The organism is Paenibacillus sp. 8b26 (assembly GCF_050626875.1).
GTDB lineage: Bacteria > Bacillota > Bacilli > Paenibacillales > Paenibacillaceae > Paenibacillus.
Genome location: NZ_CP192445.1, coordinates 101036 through 127036, shown reverse-complemented (window position 1 = coordinate 127036; position 26001 = coordinate 101036). Strand labels below are relative to the sequence as shown.

The 26001-nt window shown below is 46.2% G+C and carries 20 protein-coding genes, 3 pseudogenes and 1 riboswitch; of the genes and pseudogenes, 7 read left to right on the top strand and 16 right to left on the bottom strand.

The features are described from left to right. Window positions 1-303 precede the first annotated feature (303 nt). On the bottom strand, window positions 304-1368 hold the full coding sequence (locus tag ACQ4MX_RS00485; RefSeq protein WP_431088731.1) for a Gfo/Idh/MocA family protein: 1065 nt from the start codon (window positions 1366-1368) through the stop codon (window positions 304-306). A gap of 120 nt (window positions 1369-1488) precedes the next feature. Further along, window positions 1489-2397 carry an AraC family transcriptional regulator gene (locus ACQ4MX_RS00480; RefSeq protein WP_431088729.1) on the bottom strand — a complete coding sequence of 303 codons (909 nt, stop codon included), beginning with the start codon at window positions 2395-2397 and terminating at the stop codon, window positions 1489-1491. A gap of 541 nt (window positions 2398-2938) precedes the next feature. On the opposite strand from ACQ4MX_RS00480, the gene ACQ4MX_RS00475 reads away from it, so the two are divergent. From ACQ4MX_RS00475 to ACQ4MX_RS00460, 4 genes are all read left to right on the top strand, one after another. Continuing rightward, the gene (locus ACQ4MX_RS00475) at window positions 2939-4147 is read left to right on the top strand and encodes an MFS transporter (protein WP_431088728.1); all 1209 of its coding nucleotides are present in this window, start codon (window positions 2939-2941) and stop codon (window positions 4145-4147) included. A gap of 114 nt (window positions 4148-4261) precedes the next feature. Next, window positions 4262-5500: an aspartate aminotransferase family protein gene (locus ACQ4MX_RS00470; RefSeq protein ID WP_431088726.1), complete on the top strand. Its 1239-nt coding sequence runs from the start codon at window positions 4262-4264 to the stop codon at window positions 5498-5500. A 33-nt stretch (window positions 5501-5533) separates the two neighbouring features. Beyond that, the gene (locus ACQ4MX_RS00465) at window positions 5534-6583 is read left to right on the top strand and encodes a zinc-dependent alcohol dehydrogenase (protein ID WP_431088724.1); all 1050 of its coding nucleotides are present in this window, start codon (window positions 5534-5536) and stop codon (window positions 6581-6583) included. Window positions 6584-6611: 28 nt separating this feature from the next. Then, window positions 6612-7340: an HAD family hydrolase gene (locus ACQ4MX_RS00460; RefSeq protein ID WP_431091212.1), complete on the top strand. Its 729-nt coding sequence runs from the start codon at window positions 6612-6614 to the stop codon at window positions 7338-7340. A 383-nt stretch (window positions 7341-7723) separates the two neighbouring features. Here the strand turns inward: ACQ4MX_RS00460 and ACQ4MX_RS00455 are convergent, their stop codons facing one another. Next, window positions 7724-9325, bottom strand: coding sequence for an alpha-amylase family glycosyl hydrolase (locus tag ACQ4MX_RS00455; RefSeq protein WP_431088723.1), 1602 nt, complete (start codon window positions 9323-9325; stop codon window positions 7724-7726). A gap of 580 nt (window positions 9326-9905) precedes the next feature. Between ACQ4MX_RS00455 and ACQ4MX_RS00450 the strand changes: the two genes are divergently transcribed. Both ACQ4MX_RS00450 and ACQ4MX_RS00445 read left to right on the top strand, forming a co-directional pair. Beyond that, window positions 9906-10892 (top strand): substrate-binding domain-containing protein, encoded by a 987-nt coding sequence (locus ACQ4MX_RS00450; protein WP_431088721.1) that lies wholly within the window; start codon window positions 9906-9908, stop codon window positions 10890-10892. A gap of 87 nt (window positions 10893-10979) precedes the next feature. Then, window positions 10980-13256, top strand: a complete 2277-nt coding sequence (locus ACQ4MX_RS00445; protein ID WP_431088720.1) for an alpha-galactosidase — start codon at window positions 10980-10982, stop codon at window positions 13254-13256. 218 nt (window positions 13257-13474) lie between these two features. Here the strand turns inward: ACQ4MX_RS00445 and ACQ4MX_RS00440 are convergent. Beyond that, window positions 13475-13746: pseudogene (locus ACQ4MX_RS00440) on the bottom strand (histidine kinase); the annotation flags it as partial. Between the two features lie 332 nt (window positions 13747-14078). Here ACQ4MX_RS00440 and ACQ4MX_RS00435 point away from each other — a divergent pair. Then, window positions 14079-15266 (top strand): macrolide family glycosyltransferase, encoded by a 1188-nt coding sequence (locus ACQ4MX_RS00435; RefSeq protein WP_431088719.1) that lies wholly within the window; start codon window positions 14079-14081, stop codon window positions 15264-15266. Window positions 15267-15605: 339 nt separating this feature from the next. Here ACQ4MX_RS00435 and ACQ4MX_RS00430 read toward each other — a convergent pair whose 3' ends face one another. The 12 genes and pseudogenes from ACQ4MX_RS00430 to ACQ4MX_RS00375 form a co-directional block, all read right to left on the bottom strand. Continuing rightward, window positions 15606-15917, bottom strand: a complete 312-nt coding sequence (locus ACQ4MX_RS00430) for an aldo/keto reductase (RefSeq protein WP_431088717.1) — start codon at window positions 15915-15917, stop codon at window positions 15606-15608. 121 nt (window positions 15918-16038) lie between these two features. Further along, on the bottom strand, window positions 16039-18090 hold the full coding sequence (locus ACQ4MX_RS00425) for a stalk domain-containing protein (protein ID WP_431088715.1): 2052 nt from the start codon (window positions 18088-18090) through the stop codon (window positions 16039-16041). Between the two features lie 262 nt (window positions 18091-18352). Beyond that, window positions 18353-19042 carry a YetF domain-containing protein gene (locus tag ACQ4MX_RS00420; protein ID WP_149096369.1) on the bottom strand — a complete coding sequence of 230 codons (690 nt, stop codon included), beginning with the start codon at window positions 19040-19042 and terminating at the stop codon, window positions 18353-18355. A 101-nt stretch (window positions 19043-19143) separates the two neighbouring features. Then, window positions 19144-19962: pseudogene (thiM, locus tag ACQ4MX_RS00415) on the bottom strand (hydroxyethylthiazole kinase). 53 nt (window positions 19963-20015) lie between these two features. Further along, window positions 20016-20125: riboswitch (TPP riboswitch) on the bottom strand. 241 nt (window positions 20126-20366) lie between these two features. Further along, entirely contained in the window at window positions 20367-20633 is a 267-nt protein-coding gene (locus ACQ4MX_RS00410) for a metal-sensitive transcriptional regulator (protein ID WP_044645886.1), read from the bottom strand. A 76-nt stretch (window positions 20634-20709) separates the two neighbouring features. Further along, window positions 20710-21198, bottom strand: a complete 489-nt coding sequence (locus tag ACQ4MX_RS00405) for a DsrE/DsrF/DrsH-like family protein (protein ID WP_431088713.1) — start codon at window positions 21196-21198, stop codon at window positions 20710-20712. A 34-nt stretch (window positions 21199-21232) separates the two neighbouring features. Next, window positions 21233-21712, bottom strand: coding sequence for a TSUP family transporter (locus tag ACQ4MX_RS00400; RefSeq protein WP_431091440.1), 480 nt, complete (start codon window positions 21710-21712; stop codon window positions 21233-21235). 12 nt (window positions 21713-21724) lie between these two features. Further along, a pseudogene (locus ACQ4MX_RS00395) lies at window positions 21725-22713 on the bottom strand (MBL fold metallo-hydrolase). After that, a complete protein-coding gene (locus tag ACQ4MX_RS00390) occupies window positions 22710-23297 on the bottom strand; it encodes a sulfurtransferase TusA family protein (RefSeq protein WP_431088711.1) in 588 nt (195 codons plus the stop codon). Before ACQ4MX_RS00390 ends, ACQ4MX_RS00395 begins: the two are co-directional and overlap by 4 nt. A gap of 172 nt (window positions 23298-23469) precedes the next feature. Beyond that, window positions 23470-24426: an SDR family NAD(P)-dependent oxidoreductase gene (locus ACQ4MX_RS00385; RefSeq protein ID WP_431088710.1), complete on the bottom strand. Its 957-nt coding sequence runs from the start codon at window positions 24424-24426 to the stop codon at window positions 23470-23472. Window positions 24427-24534: 108 nt separating this feature from the next. Continuing rightward, entirely contained in the window at window positions 24535-25062 is a 528-nt protein-coding gene (locus ACQ4MX_RS00380) for a TetR/AcrR family transcriptional regulator (RefSeq protein ID WP_431088709.1), read from the bottom strand. Window positions 25063-25223: 161 nt separating this feature from the next. Next, window positions 25224-25958, bottom strand: coding sequence for a DUF4309 domain-containing protein (locus tag ACQ4MX_RS00375; RefSeq protein WP_431088708.1), 735 nt, complete (start codon window positions 25956-25958; stop codon window positions 25224-25226). Window positions 25959-26001 lie beyond the last annotated feature (43 nt).

The following is a 26001-nucleotide window of genomic DNA, read 5'->3' as shown; positions in this document are numbered from 1 at the left end:
TTTAAGCCATGAAACGTCATATCCCATCTTACTAATAATCTCGAGTCCGTCTTGGAAATTTATAATGTTTTCTCCATTCCATCCATTTTCTAATCCCTTCCGACTATATATGGGGCAGATAGAAAAATTAAGAAAACAACCCCTTTGCCCTCAATTTGAGGAAAAAGGGGGTTGAGTCTAATCATTATTTCATTTGATTCCAGAACCTGTGAGAAACTTTAAGATTCAATGTTTTTCAAAGGTTCTCAAAATATAAGATCCTATTAAAAATCTGCCTTAGACGGGTCGAAAAATAGAGCTGATTTAAATAGTTCTTCGAATCACGCTTTTAGTTGCAGCCGCCTCAAAAATCGTCTCAATCAGCACCAGCACACGATGCACTTCTTCACTCATGATCGCAAGCTCCGCTTTTCCTTCGATGGTGGAGACAAAATTTTCGTAAAAGCTTTCCGCTGCAACAGGTATTTTTTCAATCGGGAACTTAAGGGTGGATTCCTCAGACGGCGGCGCCATCGTTTTTGTCAATCCTTGACCTGCTTGAATTGGTTTTGGTTCCACATGAGCAACATCCGGATTCCGGGTAACGATCTCTCCGCTCAAGTCCCAATCCCTGATCACTGCGGTTCCTTCGGTTCCTTTAATATACCAACGCGGCAGTTTTACGTAATTGGTTGTACCCACTTCAATAACTGCTGTCAGGCCGTCCTTGAACTCAATAAAGCTGGTAAAGCCGTCATCCACTTCAGTTCCCAAAATATAGCTGAGGGTAGCAGTTACGCTTTCGATTTGGCTGTCCGTAATCTGAAGCAGCTGGTCCAACAGATGGACTCCCCAATCCAGCAGCATTCCTCCACCATACGCCTTCAGTTGCCGCCAGTCACCTGGAATGCCGTTAGCCCCCTGAACCCGCGATTCTAGCTGGAAAAGCTCGCCCACGGTCTTCTTGCCAATCATATCTTTGATAATCCGAAAGTCTTCATCCCATCGTCGGTTCTGATGTACCGTAAACAAGCGGTTTTCTTTCTTCGCTACCTCGACAATATCCAAGAAATCCGCGCTCGTTATTGTAACCGGCTTTTCGCAAATGACATGTTTTCCAGCTTGTAGTGCCTGAATCGCGATTTCTTTATGAACATCATTAGGCGTTGCTATCAAAACAATATCGACGGCCTGATCGGCGAGAACGGCATCCAGACTGGCGTAGGTTTTATAGCCAGCAGCCGCAGCGAGTTCCATCCGGTAATCAACAATATCATATACACCACCAACAGCAAGCTGCTGAATAGGTTCGATCAATTGAACATGGTAGCTTCCCATGCCTCCATAACCGATAATGACTACATTATATATCCGATTATCCATTTTCATTTTCCTTTCACTCCTGATTTAAGCGCACCACATAAAAAGCGGTTGCTCACGGATCAAAATCGATTGCAGATGGGTTACTGCACGATAAAATTTTAGTTGGATAGCTCTATCATACATTTCTCATGAAAAACTTTCTTCCTCATTTCTTGCCGTTTTATTCCCGAATATTGCCCTGCGGTATTTCAATGGTGATGTTCCTGTCGCTTCCTTAAAGAAATGATGAAACGTCTTCACGCTCCTGAAACCTGCAGCCTCTGCGACCTCAGTGATTGGATTGTCTTCATTCAGCAAAATCCATTTGGCCTTATTCAGTCTGTATTCATGCAAAAAGGCTACGAAGGTCATCCCCGTATTCTTCTTAAATAGTCTGGCGAAATAATAGGGACTGAAGCCCATATATTCAGCTACATTCTTCAGCGAAATGGTTTCATGATAATGGCATTCCACATATTCAAAAATACGTTCTAGTTTACAAAGCATGTCCTTGGATTGTATTAAGGTACTTTCAGAGATTTCGCGAAGTCTAGGTTTCGTACTTCTCGGCACTTCCCGCAAAATAAGAGTCAACATCTCAAACAGTTTGGCTTTGATCATATAGACACAACCTTCTTTGCAGTTGGCGTTCTCATCATAAATGCTTTGAATCAGCGGGAGCATTTTAGCTGCTGCTTCTTCTGGCCAGTTCCAGCTTGATTGCTCCATCTCTGTAAATATATCTCTTAGAGGACGCTTCTGATCGCTTAATGTGGATATCTCTTGAAAAAAGCTCAAATCAAATTGAATAACCACCCGTTCGCTGTCGGGAGAAGCCAAGAAATAATGAACATCACCACCATTTATAAATTGAACTTCACCTTGTTTCATGCGTATCGAATTATCGTTAATTCCCAGATCCAAGGTTCCCTGAGTAACATAGATAATTTCAATTTCTTTATGCCAATGGGGATAGCAAAGTACGTCGCCTTTATTAACAAAACTCTGGAAAGGAAAATGTCTATCAAGCTCCGGGATCTCTAAATACAAATTCATTTTGGTAGACTCCTTTGTTGTAAATTTCAAAAAAAACGCACACATAACTATTCATAATCATGTTGCCTTTTCGTACAGATGGAATATCGCAACATTTACCTTATTAAGGTACTACTTTAGCAAACGAAAAACAAAGATAGCATCGCTCCCGAAATCGTCTGATAAGAGTGCGTAACGATATATTGACAGTTTCAGTTTATTGCATCATGGGCCGTTTTTTGCTATGAAACACGGATCATGCGAATAGCATACGGATTTAAATGTGCGCTTTCTCAACTTTTGAATAAAATATCTTCTTCTCTTTGAATTGTAAGCGTTTAATAATATTTTTCCTATCATAAAAGTTACAGTTGCTATCAAGAAAAAACAATTGTTACCTAGTTCGAGTAGAAAAGAGGAGGCGTGCAATGAATACGTGTAAGATTGTTGATTTTTTTTAACATTTTTTATATGAATATATATATACATTTCCATAAAAATGGTATAACCTAGTAAAGAAAAAATATTCATATAAAAAATTATCCTTATGGAGGGACAGGCCTTGAAGAGACTATTCGCTTTAAGTTGTGCTTTCTATCTGCTAATCGGCGTTACCAGTGTGGTTCTTGGGGCATTACTACCGATTCTACTGCCTCACTATGGACGGGGGTACAGTGATGGCGGGTTACTGCTGTTCCTGCAGTTTTCCGGATTTCTTGTCGGCGTTCTGCTCTCCCCCTTCATGGCTCTACATATCGGTCGGAAGTGGATGTTATCCATTGCCCTGGGCAGTATCATAGCGGCGTGTGCCATTCTGGGTGTACTGCCATCCTGGACCTGGGTCATCGTGATGACCATCTGGGTTGGCTTCGGCTCAGGCATCATTGAATCGTCCATCGGAGCGTTCACGATAGAATTCACCGAGGAGCAGAAAGCCGTAGCCATGTCCAAGCTGGATGTCTATTTTGCACTTGGTGCACTGCTCATTCCGGCGGTAGTAAGCCTGTATATCTGGCTTGGGATGTGGCATCTGACCTTCTACACCATCTCCCTTTTGACGTTTATCCTGGGGCTGTTCTGGCTTACCATGCCTGCTTCCACCTCCTCACACCTGACCCAGGCAGACCTCCAAACCTCTGAACGTTCGGTTGAAAAAGCCCGGTACTCCCGACAGCATCGTGTTTTGCTGGGGATCTTTATTGTCTTCTTCTTTGTTTATATGGGTCTTGAACTGGGGCTCATGAACTTCCTGCCCTCTATTCTGATCGAGACGCTGCAGCTTCGGGAATCCGTAGCCTCGCTGGGTGTCAGTATGCTCTGGATTGCGATGATCATCGGCCGCATGTTCTCAGGAAGGATTGCAGAGTCATCAGGATATATTCCTTTCCTTCTGTGGAGCGCAATCGGAACTTTCTGCTTCCTGGTTGCAATGGTGTTTATATCCAGCCAGTGGGCTACATTCCTTTTGATTTTCGGCGCAGGGTTATTCATGTCCGGACTCTTCTGTATCGCTCTCGTCTATGCGAACGTGCTGATTCCGGGAATGACCGAGCGAACGACTAGCATTCTGATTGCGTCGGGCGGAGTTGGCGGCTCGGTGCTTCAATATGTAATAGGCTGGAGCATGAGCGAATGGTCGGTGACGGCTACCCTCTGGATTCTGGCTGCTTTCAGCCTGCTTCTGCTACTGGCTGTTATTCTCTCGTATCTGTGGAATGGCAGGAGCAGTCGGGTAGTTAGCTCCCTTGTCCATCAGGGCAAGGAAGGATGAAATCGCCTTATTCTTGAAGGAGGTGAGGCCTACCGCGTTATGCTGTAACAGGGGCTGTACATTATAAGGATGTACTTGATGGGAATGTATATTCTGATATGGAGGGGAAGCATTGTGCATACCTTAACCAAAGAACGCTTCAGATACGGAAAAGGCATTACTCTGATTGACGATTCGGGTATGGAGTATTTGGATGGCGTATCCGGCACCTTCAATCTGTCGCTTGGTTATAATCACCCTCATGTTGTCACCAAAGTACAGGAACAAGTCGCCAATCTTACCCATATGTCCTCATCCTTTACCGAGCCTTACGTCGAGGAAGTCCTGGATCATTTGATCCAGTATACGCCAAATGGAATCGACGCGGGATGGATGAGAGATATTACCGGCTCCACGGCGAATGAATGTGCTGTGAAGCTAGCCCAGAAATATACCGGAGAACTCGATATAATCAGCCTGTATCTGTCCCATCATGGGCAGACCCAGTTCGCAACAGGCATATCCGGTAACGCCTTCCGGCGGAGGAAATTTCCCAATTCAGCTGCAGCAAATTCCCTGCATGTACCTGCTCCCTACTGCTATCGATGCCCGTTTAATTCTTCGCCTGACAAGTGTGGCTATCAATGCGTCGAAGCCATATCGGATGCCATTGCGTATGCAAGCTCAGGCTCTGTGGCCTGCATGATTATTGAACCCATCCTGGGCAACGGAGGCAATATCATCCCACCTGCAGGATATTTTAAGCGCCTCCGTCAGCTGTGCAACGAGTACGGTCTGATTCTAATCGCTGACGAGGTTCAGACAGGGATTGGGCGGACAGGATACATGTTCGCAAGTGAGCTGTTTGATATCCAGCCGGATATCATTACCCTTGCCAAGGGACTGGGCGGCATCGGTGTTCCTGTTGCAGCGGTATTGATGCAGTCTCGTCTCAATGTTCTGGAGAAACATGAGCATTCCTTCACCTCGGGCAGCAATCTGATCTCGGTCACGGCAGCCAAATCCACGTTAGAGGTTGTGTCCGAGCCCGGTTTTTTGGAAGCCGTACGGTCGAAAGGAAGCCTGCTCGGGACCCTGCTGACAGAGATGGCTGACAAGCATGATTGCATCGGGGAGGCTCGCGGCGTCGGACTGATGTGGGGATTGGAAATTGTGGACGAAGATGATGCCCCGGACGCAGCCAAGAGCAATGTGATTATCGACCGTGCTTTTGCCGAACAGCAGCTGATTCTCAGAGGTTCCCGTTACGGTTACGGCAATGTGGTCAAAGTAAGACCTTCTCTCACGGTTACGGAAGACGAGATTGTCGAAATTGTCAAGCGGCTTGACGCCGTTCTGGCCACCCTTCACTAACTATCTGCCGAACAGGCAAAAGGAGGACTATTCATGCTTGCACTGGTATACAAATCAGCTTGGGATGTGGCTCTTGAGGAAAGACCCGTCCCCGAAATTACCAAAGATAACCACGTTCTCGTCCGGATTCGGGCGACAGGCGTATGCGGTACGGATCTAGGCATCATCAGCGGCAAATATCATGCTGTGCCTTCCACTATCCTGGGCCACGAATCAGCGGGGGAAGTGATCGCTGTAGGATCAGCCGTCAGTTCAATGCAGCCCGGGGACCGGGTTGTGATTGATCCGACGTACTACTGCGGTCAATGTGATATGTGCCGGACAGGAAGACAGAATCATTGCACACATAAATCCGTAACGGAGACTGGAGTCAGTGCCGACGGCACGTTCACTGATTATTATGTGACCGAGGATCGTTTTCTGTACAAGCTGAAGGATCATATCAGCTACGAAGAAGCGACACTGACCGAACCACTGAGCTGTATGCTGACCGGAATCAACCAGATTCACCTGCTGCCGAATTTCACAACCGTCATTCTTGGCGCAGGCCCGATCGGGATTCTGTACAGTTATGCTCTTGCTTCCAAAGGTGTCACTGGCTGTCTCGTTGACATCTCAGAGGAACGGCTCGCCATAGCAGATTCCGTGGCCCCCGATCGGTGGTCCGTGCACGCCACACTGGAATCAGCCATTCATGAGCTGGCACCGTTAAAAAATCAGGTGGACATGATTGTGGATACCACAGGCGTGGTCGGTACACAGGTACTATCCCAGCTTACGAGCGGCGGATATCTGATGCTGGTGGGGCTGAGAGATGGGACAAGCACGTTCAATCCGAAAGAGGTAGTTGACCGTAGCCTCAAAATCATCGGCTCGATTGATTCCCTAGGCACGTTCTCCACGGCTCATTACCTGATTGAGCAGCAGATCGTTCCCGCCAAAAAAATCATTACCCACTCCTATCCGCTGGAAGACTATCGAGAGGCCTTTCTGACCCTGGGATGCAATATCAACGAGCGGACACTTCAGCCTTCTTCACAGGCGATCAAGGTTGTGCTGCAATCGAACGGCTCCGGTAACTAAATCCGGATATTAACAAGGGGGGATGGACATGACAACCATTCATCATGATGCGCAGCCGAATAATGAATGCACGGGAGGCCCAACAGCGTCCGTTCCAGTCAAGGCGGTCATCTTCGACATGGACGGAGTACTGGTAGACAGCGAACCGATTTATTTTGAAATCGAACGCAGCTCCTTTGCCCATTTCGGTGCGTCCATGACGGAAAAAGAGCACCACACCTATGTTGGAGTGACACTCGAATCCATGTGGCGCCAGGTGCTGGACAGACATCAGCTCACCAATACAGTGGAAGAGGCTCTGTTCTATCACCGGAAAAATGTGATGCAGACGATGATTGCACACGAGAGCCTTGTGGCAATTGACGGGTTGGAGCGGTGGCTGGACTGGCTGCAAGATAGAGAGATTCCAGTCGCGGTGGCCTCTTCCTCTCCACGGGAGCTGATTGATCTCATCATGGAAAAGACAGGGCTTGGCCGTTACTTCGATATTCGAATCACTGGAGAAGAAGTATCGCAGGGTAAGCCGGCACCGGACATCTTCCTATACGCCGCCGAGCAGCTTGGCATTGCCCCGGCCCATTGCATCGTTATTGAGGATTCACGGAACGGTGTCCAGGCAGCCAAGAGTGCGGGTATGCGCTGCATTGGCTTCCACAACCCCGGCTCGGGCCGGCAGGACCTGTCCAGTGCGGATCGCCGGATTATCAGCTATGACGACCTGTGGGCGATTAAAGAGAGCCTGCCGTTCGAGGAGTAGCTGCCTGCCAAGACCAAAATTGTGTACCAGAAGGCATATCCCCTTTATAATCATATGGAAGCGCCCGATCTTTAATATGGATAAGGGCATTAAATAACGCCCCTTGGACTACACACTGGAGAATGTCATTTATTCTGCCCTGTGTGTACTCTGACGGGCGTGCTTTATATTGAATTGGCCTGGTTGAAACGAGTAATTTCCCGGTTCAACACACAACAGTCGTAAAAACTATCTTTTTGACATATAACTGATCTCCTGACGGTTTTAAATCCTCTATTCGTATGCAGCAAAACTCATATAGAAAAATGGGGTGCTGTTAACACCCCAAACTGGATTCATCAATATATATCCTGCTTCATCTGAACGGTAATTTTTCCGTATATTCAGCTCTTTCTGTCTTCTTCGGTAATTAGAGAACTGTAAGCTGGGATTGTAACTGTTCCTTTCTTCACCTTCACATCCTTCGAGGTGGAGAAGACCACTTTCCACTTACCCTTAACCAAATCTTTCATTTGCAGGGTAACTGGCTCTTCAGACAGGTTATGATATACATACAATGTTTCTTTGCCTGAAGTGCGTGTAAATGCGGTCACGTTGGAAGAATTTGTTTGGATAGGTTGTAGACTGTCGCTGCGGAGAGCTTCATGTTCTTCTCTCAGACGGATGAGTGTGCGATAGCTTTCCAGCAGGGAATCATCGTCCCGCAACTGCGCTTCGACCGACACTTCGCCTGTGTTGTATTTGGGTTTCTCCCACGTTGGTTGACCAGGGCCATCTCCCTTGTACCAGCGCATAGGCTCCCGAAGATACTCATCGGGCTTCTCTCCCTTCATGCCGATTTCTTCCCCGTAATAGAGGAACGGCTGACCCGGAAGCGTCAAAAGAATGGAAGCGGCCAACTTGGCTTTTCGCACATCCCCGCCCAGCTCGCTCATGACACGGGTCTGGTCATGGTTGCTCAGGAACGGAGCATCGAGTGCCGCCTTATTGTACGATTTGTACAGTTTCAGCGTTTTCTCGGCGAATGTCGCGATACCCTGATCCCGGCCGTTTTTCACGGAGTTCAAAATCGTTCCACCCAGGTCAAAATTAAACAGGGAGTGGAGCGGTCCGTAATAAGGAGCTATTGTTTCCGGTTTGTCCCAAACCTCTCCTGCCAGATATACATTTGGATTTACCTTCTCCATCTCGGAACGGAACTCATTCCACCACGCGATGTTTTTATCGGCACCATCCTTCGTCTGTCCTTTAAAAATATGCATCGCCGCGTCAAGCCGGAACCCCTGTGCACCCTGCTGCAGCCAATACTTGCCGACTTTGATCATTTCTTTGCGGACTTCGGGATTGTCGAAGTTCAGATCCGGCATTCCTGACCAGAACGTACCGTAAAAATACCCTTCCCCATTCGGATTCTTATGCCATACCTGCTGGCCCCACGAGCCCTTTTCTTCCAGATCCGTGTTCTCATCCGCCCATACGTAATAGTCGTGGTATTTGCTTTGCGGGTTGGCGCTGGCCTCCTTGAACCAAGGGTGCTCGCTGCTCGAATGATTGATAACAAGGTCCATGATCACCTTGACGCCCTTTCGGTCCGCTTCTTTCATCAAGGTGCGGAAATCATTCAGATTCCCATACTGCGGGTCCACCTGATAGTAGTCGGTTACATCATATTTATGGTAGCTTGGAGACGGATTCAGGGGCATGAGCCAGAGGCCGCTGACCTGCAAATCCTTGCCCGAACGGGGTTTGCCGTCGTTTAAGTAATCAAGTTTTTGTGTAATTCCTTTCAAATCACCGTGTCCGTCTCCATTCGAATCATAAAAAGAATTGATATAAATTTCATAAAACACGCCGCTTCCAGCAGAAACCGGAGGCTTATGTCCGTTCATTTCCTGCTCGGCCACTGCACCTGAAGCGAACATCGTGAGCATAGGTACCGTTAACATGGCGGTGGACAATCTTCTTAAGCGTTTGTTACGTGTCAAAACATATCAGCTCCTTAGATTGTTATGAGTGCGCTTTCATTATAAAGAGAAACAATCCAAAAAAAGGGGATATTATTATCTATTATGGTGGAATATATCGATCTTTTTGTTTTATCTATGTATCGTACGAAAATACGACGTGCTCCTTCAGGCGCTCTCCTGACAGGTGTCTGCCGGACCAGCTCACGGCTGCAGATCATCATTGGGCTCCTCTCGAAAAAAAGCGAATTCCGAAACCGAAAAAATCTAACTATCAAAGCTATTACTTTGGCTACTCAAACTACGATGGAGGGGGGAAGCTTTTCCAAACCGATCCAACTCTGTATTCACTATATCCTCTCCCACTTATACGACGATTTATTTTACAGTCGCAATTGCAGGCATAGTTACAGAATATTCAATTTGAAACCCCTCCGTCATCAAGAGAATATTCATCATGTTAACACAAACAATCTGTACAAGTAGTAGATTAAAAATAATGTTAAAAAAATTCAACCGCCCATCTTGAAAGTGCCAAAGAGATGTGTTAGGATAAAGTCGATTTTTAGTAAAATTATTAACTAAAAAGGTGTGAGCTCTTTTGGCAACCATTAAAGACATTGCCCGCGAAGCGGGTGTGTCTGCCGCAACCGTTTCAAGGGTTTTAAATAACGACTTGTCTCTGTCCGTGAGCCCAGACACCAAAAACAGAATTTTTTCAATTGCTGAACAGCTTGAGTATAAGCCTTCCCGGCTGAGGCAATTAAAGCAGAACACGGAACGTGCCGGGAAGACGGTCTCCCTCCTGCTGTGGTGTTCCATTGAGGAGGAAAGAGACGATCCGTATTACGCCTCGATCCGCCGTGGAATCGAACTGCGCTGTGAAGAGCTTAGCCTGACGTTGGGGCAGACCTTGCGAGGCCGCTCATCCATCGGCACCCTGCAGAAGGCGGACGGTCTGATTGTTGTGGGCGGCGTTGATCCTGAAGAGGTATTCAAGCTTCATCCTGACAAGAACACCATTGTCCTTGTCGACCAGTACCATGAACAGCTGGAGTACGATTCCGTACGCCTCCATTTCCGGCAAGCTGTTGATCAGGCACTCGGACATTTATTGGAGCTTGGTCACAGACAAATCGGGTTTATCGGCGGTAAAAGCGACGGAGAGCGACGGGCGCATTATTTTGAACGGTTCATGCGGGAACGGGGATTGTACAATCCTGAATTCGTCCGTATAGGCGCTTGGACTACCGCGGATGGCTATCGGATGATGAACGAGCTACTTGTCGAACAGGAAAGACCGACGGCCTGCTTCGCTGCAAGCGACCCGCTCGCCATCGGTGCCCTCCGTGCCCTTCATGGAGATGGAGTCAAGGTACCTGAGGATATGGCTGTTGTCGGCTTCGACGACATTGAGATGGCAGCCTTCGTGCAGCCTCCGCTAACCACTGTCCGTGCCTATCCCGAACAGATGGGAAAGGCTGCCGTTCAACTGCTCGCTGAACGGTTTGAGGGACGTGAACCACCTGCGCACAGCGTGATCGGGACTAAGCTTGTCATACGGGAAAGCTCGTGCAGTAACAGCTAAAATCAGCATTTGAAAGTCTTAACGTCATTGGTAAATATCATTACGTGAAAACAAATCGATATTATTAATCCTCAAGGAGTGAATACCATGAACATTCATGTAGACGAGACGCTTGGTTTGTTTCACCTGCAGTCCAAGGATTGCAGCTATATTATCCAGCTTGTAGAAGGATATCCCGCACATGTCTATTGGGGAGCTCAACTTCATCATGACAAAAATCTAGCAAGTATACTGGAACTTAGGGAGCGCTGCTCCTTCTCTCCCAATCCTGTTCCTTCCAACCGCACAATTTCCCTGGATACGCTTCCCCAGGAATATCCCCAGTATGGAACAAGCGACTTTCGTCAGCCCGCTTACCAGGTTGCACTCACGGACGGAACTCGGATTACGGAGTTAAAATATAGTGGCTATCGCATTATAAAGGGAAAACCAAAGCTCGATGGACTTCCTGCTGTCTATACCGAATCGGATGATGAAGCGACAACCCTTTTTCTGATCCTTGAAGACCAAAATTCAGGCCTTAAGGCTACACTGCTCTATACTGTATTTGCGAACCACAGTGCCATTGCTAGGTCTACTCTTTTTGAACATAAAGGAAGCGCTATCATGAATATTGAGCATGCCATGAGCGCCTCTGTCGATTTCGCCGATTCCAACTACCAAGCTCTCTACCTGTCGGGAGCCTGGGTGCGGGAAAGACATATCCAGCGTCGCGACCTCGGACCTGGTGCCATTCGGTTGGAGAGCCGTCGGGGCTCCAGTAGTCACCAAATGAATCCCTTTCTGGCACTGCTTCGTCCTGATGCGACTGAAGATCGCGGAGATGTGTACGGGTTCAGTCTGGTCTACAGCAGCAACTTCGTCGTCCAAGCGGAAGTAGAGCAGTTCGACCAGACCCGTGTAAGTATCGGGATCAATCCCTTTGACTTCTCCTGGCGGCTTGAGCCAGGTCAGTCATTCCAGACCCCTGAAGCCGTACTGGTCTTTTCCGGAGAAGGTCTTGGGGGCATGTCTCGCACTTATCATCGACTCTATCGTACACGTCTGTGCCGGGGCGTTTACCGTGACAAAGAGCGTCCGATTCTTGTAAACAATTGGGAAGCCACTTATTTCAACTTCGACACCGATAAAATCGAAGCGATTGCTAAAGAAGCGGGTCCCCTTGGTATTGAGCTCTTTGTTCTTGATGACGGTTGGTTTGGCAAACGCGACAACGACGATAATTCGCTTGGGGACTGGTTTGAAGACCGCCGCAAGCTGCCTGGCGGGCTTGCCGACCTGGCCAAACGGGTTAATGAACAAGGATTACAATTTGGCTTGTGGGTTGAACCGGAAATGGTATCACCTGATAGTGAACTGTACCGCAGCCATCCCGATTGGTGCCTGCATGCTGAGGGTCGGCGGCGGACGGAAGGCCGATCCCAACTGGTGCTCGATCTCTCCCGCAAGGAAGTATGCGACTACTTGTACGAGACGCTTAGCTCCGTATTCTCGATTGCTCCGATTACTTATGTCAAGTGGGACATGAACCGTAATATGACGGAGATTGCCTCGGCTACAGCTCCTAGCGAACGGCAAAAGGAAACTGCACACCGTTATATGCTCGGACTTTACGATCTGCTGGAACGCCTGACTTCTCAGTTCCCGAACATCTTGTTCGAAAGCTGTTCCGGAGGCGGTGGACGATTCGATCCCGGAATGCTCTACTATATGCCGCAGACATGGACCAGTGACGATACCGATGCCATTGAAAGATTGGCTATCCAGTACGGCACAAGCATCGTGTATCCAGCCAGTACCATGGGGGCACACGTATCGAACGTACCGAATCACCAAGTGGGACGAATCACCTCCCTCGCTATACGCGGCGACGTGGCGATGAGCGGGAATTTTGGCTACGAACTTGACCTAACTGCCTTTACAAATGAAGAAAAGGAGCTCGCTGCCAAACAAATCGCCCAGTATAAGGAAATTCGCTCCCTTGTACAGCAGGGAGATATGTATCGACTCCTTAGTCCGTTTGAGGGCCGAGGCGATACGGCCTGGATGTTCGTTAGCGAGGACTTGTCCGAAGCCTTTGTCGCTTACTTCCGTGTACTGGCTGAGCCAAATGGTCCCATCCGGCGACTAACTCTAAAAGGACTTGACCCAGATAAAAAGTATATAATCGAACACGGGGCGACGGGCAACAATGCAGTCCATACGGGTAATACCTTAGTGGAAGATGGCGGTTCCCCCTTCCGCGTAGCGTTCGATGGCGAAATTTTTGGAGGTGACCGCCTAATGAGAATTGGGCTTGTTGTCTCGGATCTAACGGGGGATTTCACCAGCTCTACCTTCCGCATTAAGGCGATCCCCCGCTGATCACGAATGCAGTCAGTGACGATAAAAAATTAAAACAAGGCAGACCGATTCTCCGGTCTGCCTTGTTTAATAATTATTCCAATATTTTAGTTATCTACCTGTATGTTAATGGCGAATACGCACTTTAATATAAGAATGCGTCATAAGCCTCTTCACACGGTCTCTTCGGGTTCCCTCTAATCTCGTATGAATGACTACTGATTCCCGGAGAACCTTAACAGGTTGTCTATAGCACGTCGTGAATCAGCCAAAGCCTTGCGCGCCTGGGACATGGACCGTTGAACGATTTCATGTGCTCTCTGTGAGCTGCCTTTTGTCAGATGGGCATCTACGGCTTCCAACTGCATACTTCCAACTGCATAATCAGGCCAACAAGACCTTGAGCAAGTGTATCATGCTAATCCCGAGCCATGCGTTGCCGCTCGTTGGCTAACGTAAGCTCTTCTACTTTTTGATGTGCAAGCTCCAGTTCATTAAGTAAGTTTTGGGTATAACGATATGAATGAATTAGTTTTCAACGTTCCACACTCTCTTAAGATCTCAAAATGCATAACAAAAAAATAACTGTAAGTTCAGCTTAGCATTCAACAATCCCTTGGAATATGAACTTATTGAATGTTCATCTGCGGTAAATTTAAGGTGTAACGGAATCGAAAAAGTTCCCTTTAGAAATTCTGAAAGGACAAGTTGATATGCTTGGAGACCTTAAAATATGGTTGCAAAAAGGATATGATTTGTAAATATAAAAATTATTGTTATTATAGATAGAGAGTTTCAGTGAAAGCTGTGATCTCCAACGAAGCGTAAAGGGAGTGATGATGAATGTTACACATATTAATGGTTAACTTTCCGGCAGAAGGACATGTGAATCCTACGATCGGGATTACGCAAGCCTTTGCGGCACGGGGAGACCAAGTACATTACATTACAACTGAGAAATATAAGGACAGACTCGAAGCCGTTGGAGCAACGGTTCACCTGCATCCCGATCTGGTCAGGACTACTTTCATCAACACCGCTTCTCCAGACGGATTGAACGCATTTTTGAACATTCATATTCAGACTTCGCTGGACATATTGGCCATTACCCAAAAGTTGTCCGAAAGCATTGATTTTGATTTTGTGTTCTATGATAGATTCGGAGCTGGTGAATTAGTTAGGGATTATTTGAATATTCCCGGTATTGCTTCCTCTCCATCCTTTCTTATTTCGAAGAATCGGATGGCTACCAGCCTCTTTCGTACTGATGCTAAAGTACCGTTTCAGCTTGATGAACATGCCACAACCTTGCTGCAGCATATGAAAGAAAGATTCGGTGTTGCTCCCGAGCATATGGTGCAATTTATGAACAATTCAGGGGCGCTGAATGTGGTATACACCAGTCGATATTTCCAACCGAATGGTGAACTTTTTGGTGATGAGAATCTTTTTATTGGTCCCAGCTTCCCAGAGCGCAAAGGAGAAAATTCATTTCCCCTGGATGCATTACAAGATAACAAGGTTCTGTATATTTCGATGGGAACGGTTTTAGATCATATTGAAGACTTTTTTAACACCTGTATTGAAGCTTTTGCCGATTTTGAAGGCATCGTCGTGATTGCGGCTGGCGAAAAAGCTGACTTTACGAAAATCAATCCGGCCCCCGAGCACTTTATCATTTCACCCTATGTTCCTCAATTGGAGGTATTACGTCATTCAGATGTGTTTATTACTCATGGTGGAATGAACAGCGTGAATGAAGGAATTCACTTCAATGTTCCCTTGGTTGTACTACCCCAGGACAAGGACCAGCCGATGGTCGCGCAGCGGTTAACGGAACTTCAAGCTGGCTATCGAATAACCAAAGACCATATCAATGTACAATCGTTAAGAGAGGCCGTACATGAAGTGATGTCGAACGCAGTGTATAAAGAGGGCATACAAAAAATAAATGATAGCTTCCAGCAATCCGGCGGTACAGAAGAAGCCCTTGCAAAAATTGATGCTTATCTTCAAAAAGAGCTCGCGTAAAAAATCGCGGGCTTTTTTTCCATTTTAGCTAAGACTTTAGATTATATTCATCTAAAGAATACTCAATAAGTTTTAGGGGTTGCTTATTAGAATGTTTTTGGCTACTTTAGTTTCATAACTCTATAACTATCCCTTGCTTAAAGCATGTTCTTAAGAGCAGTTAAATAGATTCCCGTCACTTGCTTGCTAATGCTGGCATTCAGTGCAATGTAGGCATCGAAGATAGACTCAGAACTTCGTTGGTTGATCCCCAATGCGGAGTGCTGAAAGTCATCTTGCCGAGGGCGAGTGGGCTGACGATTAATCCCAGATTGGGGTGGATTCGGAACGTGTTAAGTTTCAAGAGACGATTCCTCTGGTTCGTGAGTCCTCTATCTGTTTAACTCTCGCTCGGCTCCACGATTCCAGCATCCATCCAGGATACTCCGCAGGAAGCTTGCTCACCTCATTTAAAGAAAGCAGTTCTTCTTCAGAGAAAAGGATATCCGTAGCTCCAAGGTTATCGTTTAATTGTTCGATTCGTTTGGTTCCAATGATGACGCTTGTGACGCTCGACTGATGCAAGAGCCAGGAAATGGAAAGCTGCGCAACACTGACTTGCTTCCGTTCAGCCATCTCCGATTCCTTCATTACTACTTCCTGTCTATCCATCGCTTTTTCATTTTTCGTGTGACATACAAAAAAAAGAGAAACCCAACGTCATGGAAATGACCGGGTTTCTCGACAAGTTGAGTTCCAGATTCTTTACTTGGAACCATTTTTACAAAAGCATTTATTTTGTAATCGTAATTTGTTTGGATGCAGCGCTATAATTCACTTGGTAGCCCGAAAGCTCACTAATGGCTCTTAGTGGAACTAACGTGTAGCCCTTAACAATAATCGGGGCTGTGATGGGAGTTGAGGAATTCCGGGATATATTTAGCTCATATACTACCATCTTGGGATTCTTAATTTGAAGTATCACCTGTTTGCCTTCAGTAGGGCGATTCATAAGGATCCGCTTGGTCCCTTTTTCATAATTCACCTGGTAGCCCACCCGTTCGCTGATAAAACGTAGCGGAACCATCGTCACCCCATTTATGATCTGCGGGGCCTGATCTATCGACATAGCGCGACCATCCACGTAAGCATATTTTGCTCCTGGTGTCAGGGTGAAAGAAGTTGCGTATGGGGCAACCGCATTGTTGGAGTACACGGACGCTGAGCCAGAGGTTGTTGTACCTGTACTTGTACTTGTCGTGGTTGATGAACCGCTGGTATTAAACACACGATTGCGAATAGCTTCCAGTCGATCCAGCAGATCACTTTTACGCGACCCGCTTGGCAGATCACTAATTGCGTCTCTGGCAGCACGCCAACTGGATGCACTCAGGTTATTCTCCGCAGTCCTCATCAAATCTCTTGCTTCCTCATAGTCTGATGAACTAGACGACGAAGACGAATAGGAAGTATCGGTACGTTCCGATAAACTCACACCTGAAGATTCCCCTCCATTGCTTTTTACTGCTACTACCTTAATTACATACCAGCGTCCTGTACGCAAATTCGTAATATTGTAGGACTCAGAGGTTGTAGCCCCACGATAGTCATTATCAACATATATTTTCACCCTCTGCGCTTCACTTGGAATATCGTAGGTGATTTTTATCCAGGTTTCATCCTTGCTGTCTACCTCAAGATTGGTTACTTCCGACGTACTGGAGCTCGAATTAGTCGTCGCACTCAGCTTCACGCCAGAGGACAACGCACCTGTGCTCCGCTTGGACTTAATCGTAATTCCATACGACCGAGCTGCTGTCAGGTTCGTGAACGTATATGTCGTTCCTGATGAATCTGTTATCAGTTGCCCGTCCAGATATAGACTAACTGTACTAATCCCGCTGGGTCTCGTCCAGGAAATGGATATACTCTGATTACCAACGGACGTCACTGTCGCTCCAGTCACATCTGGCACGGACGAAGTATCGACGGAGACTGTTGGGGTTGTAACTGGAATACTAACCCCCCCAGATACGTTTCCGGATTTATCCACTGTTTTGACCGTTACGGTATAGTTAGTGGAAGCGATCAAGCCACTAAACGTGTAGGACGTACCTAAGGTTCGCTGCACTTCCCTATCATTTAGATAGATAATCGCTTGGCTCAGGTCAGCATCCTTGGGCAAAATGTAATTCACAGTAAAAGCGTTGTAACCCACATTCGTCGCTGTCAGCCCGCTCACCTCCCCTGGAGGTGTCTTATCTACAGGAACAACAGAAGCCGTTTTGGCCTGTACTGAAGTCCCCTGAGATTCATTTCCGCTCTTATCCACCGTCTGCACGCGAAAGTTATATGTTGTATCAGGCTGTAAGCCGCTCATCATATAAGAATTACTTTTGATGTTATCTACATATACGTCCGTGCTGACGCTGACCTTTACATGGTCAAAATTGGTGTCCGTCGGATTTGTCCAAGACAAGTTCATCTTTGTTGTATCTGCCGGAACCGCTGTCAAATGGCTTACTTCTCCAGATGTAATACTCAACGCAGCTGTTTGGTTCGCCAACGTTTTTATAATTCTGTTAATATAGGTTCTTTGACCATCTACTTCTGTAAGCGTAGTCACGCCTGTACCCGAACCAACCTTCGCATAGCGCCCTTGACCTGCTAATACGTTTGCATGTGACTGCTCTATACCCGGATTTTTCAAATTCCAGCTATGCTCTTTGGCAGGCAACGCACTCGCCGCTACATCCGTTCCCCCCAAGATGCCATATCCCGTATTCAAAATCAGAGTAACCGTTGCGAACGGAGCCATCCATTGGCGCAATCCCTTCTTTTTCATGATCTGTGCACTCCTTGATAACAATATGTATTTGTCAAACCAGTTGGTAAGATTACAAAATCCTCCTATTGTAATCCAGCCTTGTCAGTCTAGCATAAGCAATAGACGTTCATTTAAATGTTATCGGAATATTTAAAGGAAATGTTTAGGCTAATAGTATAAGCTCTTGCCCCAAGCCAAGAACTGGACTTGTATACATAAAAAAAGCCGCGCTGAGCGCGGATACTAAAAGATAATTTATGCCTGGTCCAACCTGGTCTAATTAGGTTTTCTCTCCCATCGGAACAATGTACAGTGTTCCATCCTCGCTATACTCCGCATAGGCGATCTCGTCGATATCACCATATCCTTGCTCCCGGACCTTTGCTTTAATCTGCTCCATATCGATTTTCTTGCCCCTCATGGATTCGTTCAGCAGCTTTCCTTTATCGATGACCGTAACGGAAAAGAAGTCAGGCTGCACACCTATCCCCATATCCTGAGCGGTTGGCGGCTCGTATTCGGGTTTGCGCATGACTGATAGTGAGCCGTTCGTTTCCAACGTGGCGTACCTGACCTCACGAAGAGAAAAAATATTTTGCTGCCGAAGCATGGAAAGTAACTGTGTATACTCAATATCGTATTTTTCTAGCATTTCTTGATTAACCTTGCCTTTATCGATGAGCAGCACAGTCCGGCCCTCCGCCATATATCCAAATCTTACAAAATGGGTCGTTGCCTTCTCAAAAAAATAGGACAGCGCGCACCACAGTGCCAAAGCAAACAAAAGCTGCCCAATGCTCACCTTATCGTCGTATAGTGTATTCCCCACAATTTCGCTTAAAACCAATGACGTTAAAAAATCGAGCGGTGTTAACTGACTGAGGGTTTTCCGCCCTGTAATAAAAGCAATTATCCACAAACCAAAAAAGCTGATGATCAATTTGACACCAATCGTGACGAATACCTCCATACATACACCTCCCGGCAAGAAGTTATTTTCTCCTTACGGGTTATTACACCTGTCCATTTCTATATAAACAGTGGTTCATTTCACCTTCTATACTCTTGTGTTCAGAATATCCGCTCTAATGCGCGCACCCTACCGTACTGGCGCACATCTTCCGGCGTTACCGCGAACAGCATATTAAGTAGCTCGATCTGAAAGCTTCCTGGTCCTTCCCCACCTTTTCGTTCTGCTGCCATTTCAGCAGCAACGCCATATACGACAAGTGCTGCCATGCCAGCAGTAAGTCTGTCGTTTTCGACAGCAGCGAAAGCGCCCAGCACCGAAGTTAATAGGCAACCAGCTCCCGTAACTTTGGTAAGCATGCTATGGCCGTTCTCAATGATCCACCCTATACGGCCGTCGGTAATGACGTCTTCTTTGCGGTGATTGCAACAATCGTATTCAGTTGATGGGCTGCTTTGACTGCAAGTTGTGAAATATTCAAATTGCCTGTTTCTCCAGCATCGACACCTTTAATTTGTATGTCTTCGCCAATGATTTGTGCAATTTCAGCAGCGTTACCGCGAACAATATCCACCTTGACCCGATCCAGAATCCGGAGAGCAGAGGCTGTGCGGAATGGGGTCGCTCCCGCGCCCACGGGATCTAACAGCACAGGTACCCCATGTTCATTAGCCGATAAACCAGCCATAATCATGGACTCTACAAGTTCTTCATTTAACGTACCAATGTTAAGTACAAGCGCCCCCCGCAATTCGGGCCATATCTGCGACTTCCTCTTTGGCGTATGCCATAACTGGTGAAGCGCCGAGCGCGAGCAGTCCGTTTGCCGTAAAATTGGTGACGACCACATTGGTTATATTGTGAACGAGCGGATTCGTATCCCGCATATTTTGTAGCAACAAAGCCATTTGATCTAACATAAAAAAACCAACCCTCTTTCTTCAGGAACCTGTGAAAGACTGTTGGCCTATACATATGTATACACTTATATCCCTACGCTGGCATTATCCAACAGGTTCACACGGTCTACGACGGCTTAGTCGTACTCTCAGCTTGCTTCCACAGGCTCCCGTTATATTTTTTTCTAATGTTACGGGTTCGTCATACAAAAATCAACAGATATTTTGATCATGTAAAAAACGTTTGGAGGTTTGCTTTTGGACCCATCTATTGCTTCTTCCCCGTCTGCTGTTGTAGCCGCTGATGGCTCGGGTGACTATCTTTCTCTAATTGAAGCTTTAGCATCCCTTATGGATTGAGGGCAATAATTTCGGGAAATAATATTGCCCTACCCATTCTGAGGTTCAAGTCGGACTACAGCTCCTTAACGACTTTTTACGAGAAGCTGGATCGCTTCCTTAACAAGTTTATCTGTATCTCCACCAGCCTCTTGTTCTTCCAATATACAACGTTGCAGATTCTCTGCAACGATCTGGGCAATCGCTTTATCGGATGCGTTGCGTACGGCGGATAACTGGCTTACTACGTCCTTACAGGATTGTCCTTCATCCATTAAACGAAGCACCCCACGCACCTGACCCTCAATTCTTCTCAGGCGTGTTTTCAGTTCATCACTATAATTGTAATCCATCAGGTATACACTCCTTTTTGATTTAATCTTATACATGTATAGGTATATTATAAACCAAAAAAATAATAAGGACATCCTAAATGAATAGATTTACCTTACCCTGCGAAGCATCCCCCAGGTAGGCAGCTACTCCGGCATATTCCAAACCGTCCATCAGCTCTTCCTGTTGTAGTCCTAGCAGATCCATGGTCATGGTGCAGGCCACCAGCTTGATCCCCTGCTCTTGCGCCAGCTCGATTAGCTGCGGAAGGGAAAGCGCATTATGCTTTTTCATGACATGCTTGATCATCTGTGGGCCGAGTCCTGCAAAATTCATTTTGGACAATGCAAGCTTTTGGGGTCCACGCGGCATCATCCAGCCAAAGGCTTTTTCGAGCAGCCCTTTATTCGTGCGTACGAGTTCCTCCTTACGGAGCGTATTAAGCCCCCAAAACGTAAAGAAGATGGTCACTTCATGGTCGTAAGCTGCCGCACCATTCGCGATAATAAATGCGGCGATAGCCTTATCCAGCTCCCCGCTAAATAAAACGATAGTTGTTTTTTGCTGAGTCTGTTCCAGATTCATCCTGTAATCTCCTTTTTCACTGCAACTTTGTTATTTAAAATCCTAATATGGAACTCCAAATTTTAATGGCAGTAAGAAGGATCAACACCACTAAACTGTATCGCAAAATAACCGGGTTCATTTTCGAGCTCCATTTGGAGCCTAGAGGTGCGCCGATCAAACTTCCCAATACCGTAAAAACAGTTACGATAACCGGAATATGACCCGTTGATATTTTGCCAATGACACCGCCAATGGCGGAAATGAACACAATAGCGAGTGAGGATGCGATGGTCGTTCGGGTAGGAATCTTGAGCACGGTTAACATAAATACTCCCGCTAATGAAGCAAAGAAGACCTGAAACATGCTAATCGTGGACACTTCTTGTGCTGAAAAATGTGCTATGCCCAAGCCAGCCGGGACAAAAAGTAATAACGGATAATTGATAATGGCTCCGCCGATACCCAGCAAACCGGAAAAGAATGATCCGATCAGACCCAGAAGCACCATGACTCCATACAGGAGAGTATCCATCATGCCCCCACTTTAGTTGTCATGTACGGCACAGCGGTTAGGTCCCATTTCCATGTCTCGCTGTTCTTCTTCCGTAGGTGTTATTTTTCCCATGTTGGTCTGCCGAATTTCTTGATAGGCGTTAGGGTGTTCTGGTAAGTTAGCAGTTACTCTATTTCTGAATTCAGTCTCACTTTGCAGGTTTAAACCCGGATTCGTCTGGTAAAGCTCTGCTAATCGTGCGTGAACTTTACCGCCTTCACCCAGCTCCGTGATGCTGCCAAAATGCGCAGGAAGTACGATCAAATCATCAGGCAAATTCTTGTAACGGGTATATAGTGTAGTGTGCAAGTCACCAACCCAATCCCATGACCGTCTTCCAGCTTGGCATAATCAAAGGTCAGCTCTTCAGCATCTTTGGAAGGCAGCCAATATGTCGCCCCTATGCTCTCCGCAAGTTTTTTGCCTCCCGAAATATGATCTGCATGCAGATGCGTGTCTATCGTATGTGTGATTCGGGCTCTTTTTTCCAGGGCGAATTGTTCGTAAATATCCGTCATCCGCAGTGTATCCACCACAGCCGCTTCTCCTTCAGAAATGATCATATAGGAAAGACAGCCTTTGCCGATTCGAACGAATTGATACAGTTCACCGCCATTCTGTAGTTCAGCGACTTTGATGGGCTCCAGATATTCACTCCAGCTTTTCATTCCTCCTTGAAGGTAAAATAGTTGGCTCCGCCCGGCTTCAACCAGTTGTTCCGCGACAAATATAGAAGACCCTTCCTTGGAGCAGATGACTAGCACTGGTTCATTCTCCGGAATTTGCTCCAGTACATGGTCAACGCCATCCAGCAAATCGAAATACGGAAGGTTGATAATCTCAATCTGTTCGCCTTCCACCTTCCAATTGTTAAAATCACTCTCGTTGCGGACATCTACAATAAAGAGACGTTCTTGATTCAAAATGATTTTGGTCAATTCCTGCGCTGTCATGGCGTTGATTTCTGTTGTGGTATTCATAAGGATTCGCTCCCTTCAGTCGCACCTGTCCAGGCGGATATGCCTAAAAGCACATTTTTGACGTTTTGGGCGCCTTTGGCTGCTAATTGCTGGCAGGCCAGGTCACTACGGACTCCGGTGCGGCAAATCACTACGATTTCTTCATCTAAATTTAGCTCACCGAGTCTGCTTTCCAGCTCACCGAGAGGAATGGATTTTGAGCCGGGGATACGTTTGAAGGCAAATTCTGCGGGCTCACGGACATCGAGCAACATTATTTTCTCGTTTGCGGACAGTTTCGTCTGTAATTCTTCATGGCTTATCGGCCATGGAAAGCTTTGTTCTTCCTTCACTTCATCGGGATTAGATTTACGTAAATAATGCTGCATCACATCTCCCGATTGAAGAGTACCTAAATATTGATGTCCGGTATTTTGGGCCCAGCTCTGTAAATCGGCTAGTGAACCTTTGTCCGTGGCTTGAATTTCAATAACCTGCCCGGCATTGAGTTCATTCATGGCTTTTTTCGTTTTGACAATGGGCATGGGACAAGCAAGTCCTTTGCAATCCAGAATTTGATCTGCTTGGATGTTAGTTGATGACATTGTACATACCTCCGCTTATTTTTTTGAGGGGAATTCAATCTGAATTTCCATTATACATATACCCCTATGGGTATTAGAATAACGAAGCATACTCTCCTTGTCAACCTATTTGGTTGTTTGTGTTCACAGGCGCACGAACGAGAGTATACCTGATATAGCCTCATCATAGATATTATTGACGTTTTTTCAATGCGAGTATTGTATCTGTTATGCCTTTTTCAAAAGGGGTCTTGGGTATAGGGCCTACAACACGCTCGTATTTGCTACCATCCAGCACAACAGGTGTTTGGGTCAGATATAGCATCTCTACGATTTCACGAATCACGGGATCAAATAATCCGATCAGACGAAGTGCGGTTTTTCGCAGTGGAAAGACGGGTTTAGTTTTACCACTTGCTTTTTGTGCAATATGCACAAGCTTTTTACCGGAAATCACACCCGCCCCCGGTATGTTCCAATTTTGACCATAAGCTTCTTCCCGGCTAGCTAATTCCACGATCATCACTGCCACATCGGGTAGATACACATATTCGCGGGGGACATTCAAACCTCCTATGAAAATAGCCAGTTTTCCAGCGGCCACAGCCTCCATTGTTAAACCTAAATAAGAGGATTTGTTGGCTGTAGGTCCGTAATAATCAGGCAATCTTGCAATCATAGGCTGTGCATGATCCCAGTGGGAACTGAATATAAGCTTTTCAAATTCCAGCTTGACTTTTCCCTTACGGGTATGAGGGTTTTTGGGATGTTCCTCATTCACCAATGGAGTCAATGCCTTTCCGTACGGATAAATTCCGTCTATGATGACTATTTTCTTACCTAAACGGTTGGCTGCCTTCATGACAGATTCCCCCAAAGGAAGCTGGCGTGTCTCCATTTCGTGGTATGGAACAGCCGCACATTGGAAAATGACATCTGCATCCTTAACCGCTTCACTAACCTGATTCGCATCGAATACATCTCCTTTATAAACAGACAGATGCTTTGGCTGACCCAATGACGCTTGTAATTGCTGGAGCTTATCGGAAGAACGGCCGAAGGCGATGGTTTCAATGCCTCTGTTGAGAAGTTCATGTAGAATTGCCGACCCAGTTCCTCCGGTTGCACCTAATACGATTGCTTTTTTCATTGTGAACACTCCTTAAATAGAATAATTATTTAGTGACTAATCAATAACATAGTGCGATGAAATAACAGTTAGTGATTGATCAATTACAAAATATGAAAATAAACGAGGTTAATCGTTTATTTTCATCAGCTCCGGCAGATCCAGCGACATTGAGATATTACAAAGCATGCCTCTGGCCAGAAAAAGCATCGTTCTTTCCAATGCCTGATCAATCCCTGCCTGGCGAAAAGCATCATATACCGTCGCATGAATTTCACGTAATCCCTGCTGCATCACGTTCACAACCACGTCCTCGTGAATCGTCTGCGCCTGCATTTGCAAAAGGATCTCATTGCGGTATTCCATCATAATTTGCGAATATGCTGCAATAAGCTCCTGCTCTAGCCGTTCAGACGAAACCGAATGAATAACTCGGTGAAAAGAGTCTATGATGCGTGCAAATGAAACCTTCAGCGCTTCAATCAGCAAGGCTTCCTTGGTAGAAAAAAAACGGAAAACATATGGCTGAGAAATGTTGGCCCGTTCAGCCACTTTGGCTGTGGTCGCACGATAGTAGCCCATCTCCGCAAACACTTCAATGGCGGCGGATATGATTTCCTTTTGACGATTTATTGATGTTGACGTAGCTTTGGTCATGAAATCTCCATCCTTTTGTTCAACACAGATTCATATTAGTGATTGATCAATTACAAAATTCAATATAAACGACACTGCACGAAAATGCAATAGTAATCGCTCAGAAAAAATAAGTCGCCTCCGTGATGGTTTCGGAAGCGACTCTTTTATTGTATCTCAGATTATGGAGTCATGGAGTTAAAATACAATCTGACATAGTTGACCTTTTGTGTTTTTGTCTGATAGGAAAATACTAAATACTGATCAAGCCCGGAAGTATTTTTGATGGTATAACTGACTTCTGCTGTATCCGGTACGTCTTTGGAGGTGTCGTTCCTTTCGGTCGGCTTACCCAGTTCCTTAATGACTTGGTTGATAACCAACTTTTTATAAGATGGATCGGATGATGTAATCTCTGTAACTTTATCGCTTCCATCCAGTACGATATCCGTATGATGCTTGGCGTAGCTCCGCAGATGACCAGTAGAGCCTGACTCAGATTTTCCCCACAGCTCGAACAAAAGATCGCTGCCCGTTCCCAAACCAAGACCTTTGGGCAAATTCGGAAGCGTCCCCAGCTTGGCGGCGCTCAGTATGGTTGCTGGGAAACTGTGTGTGTGATTAGATGGCGCTGCACTACTGGCAGGTGACTGATGGGCCGAGGTTGAGCCTTGCTCAGACACCTTTCCTGTATTTTTGGAATCTGCTGCACTCTTACTATTGTTGCTCGTTTGCTGAACCGTAGAATCGGTAGATGGTGCAACCGCGCCTTCCGTAATTGGAGCAGTTGATTTTGCTTCTCCGCTATTACCGCATCCGGTGATGACAACGAAACTGATAGCCATCAAAGCAGTAGCCGTTATTAGCTTATAGGGCAGCTTTTTTGCTTCATGTGGTTGATGTGAATGTTTTATCATGAGATCACTCTTTCCTTGTTTCAATGAGGTACAAACCAAGTGT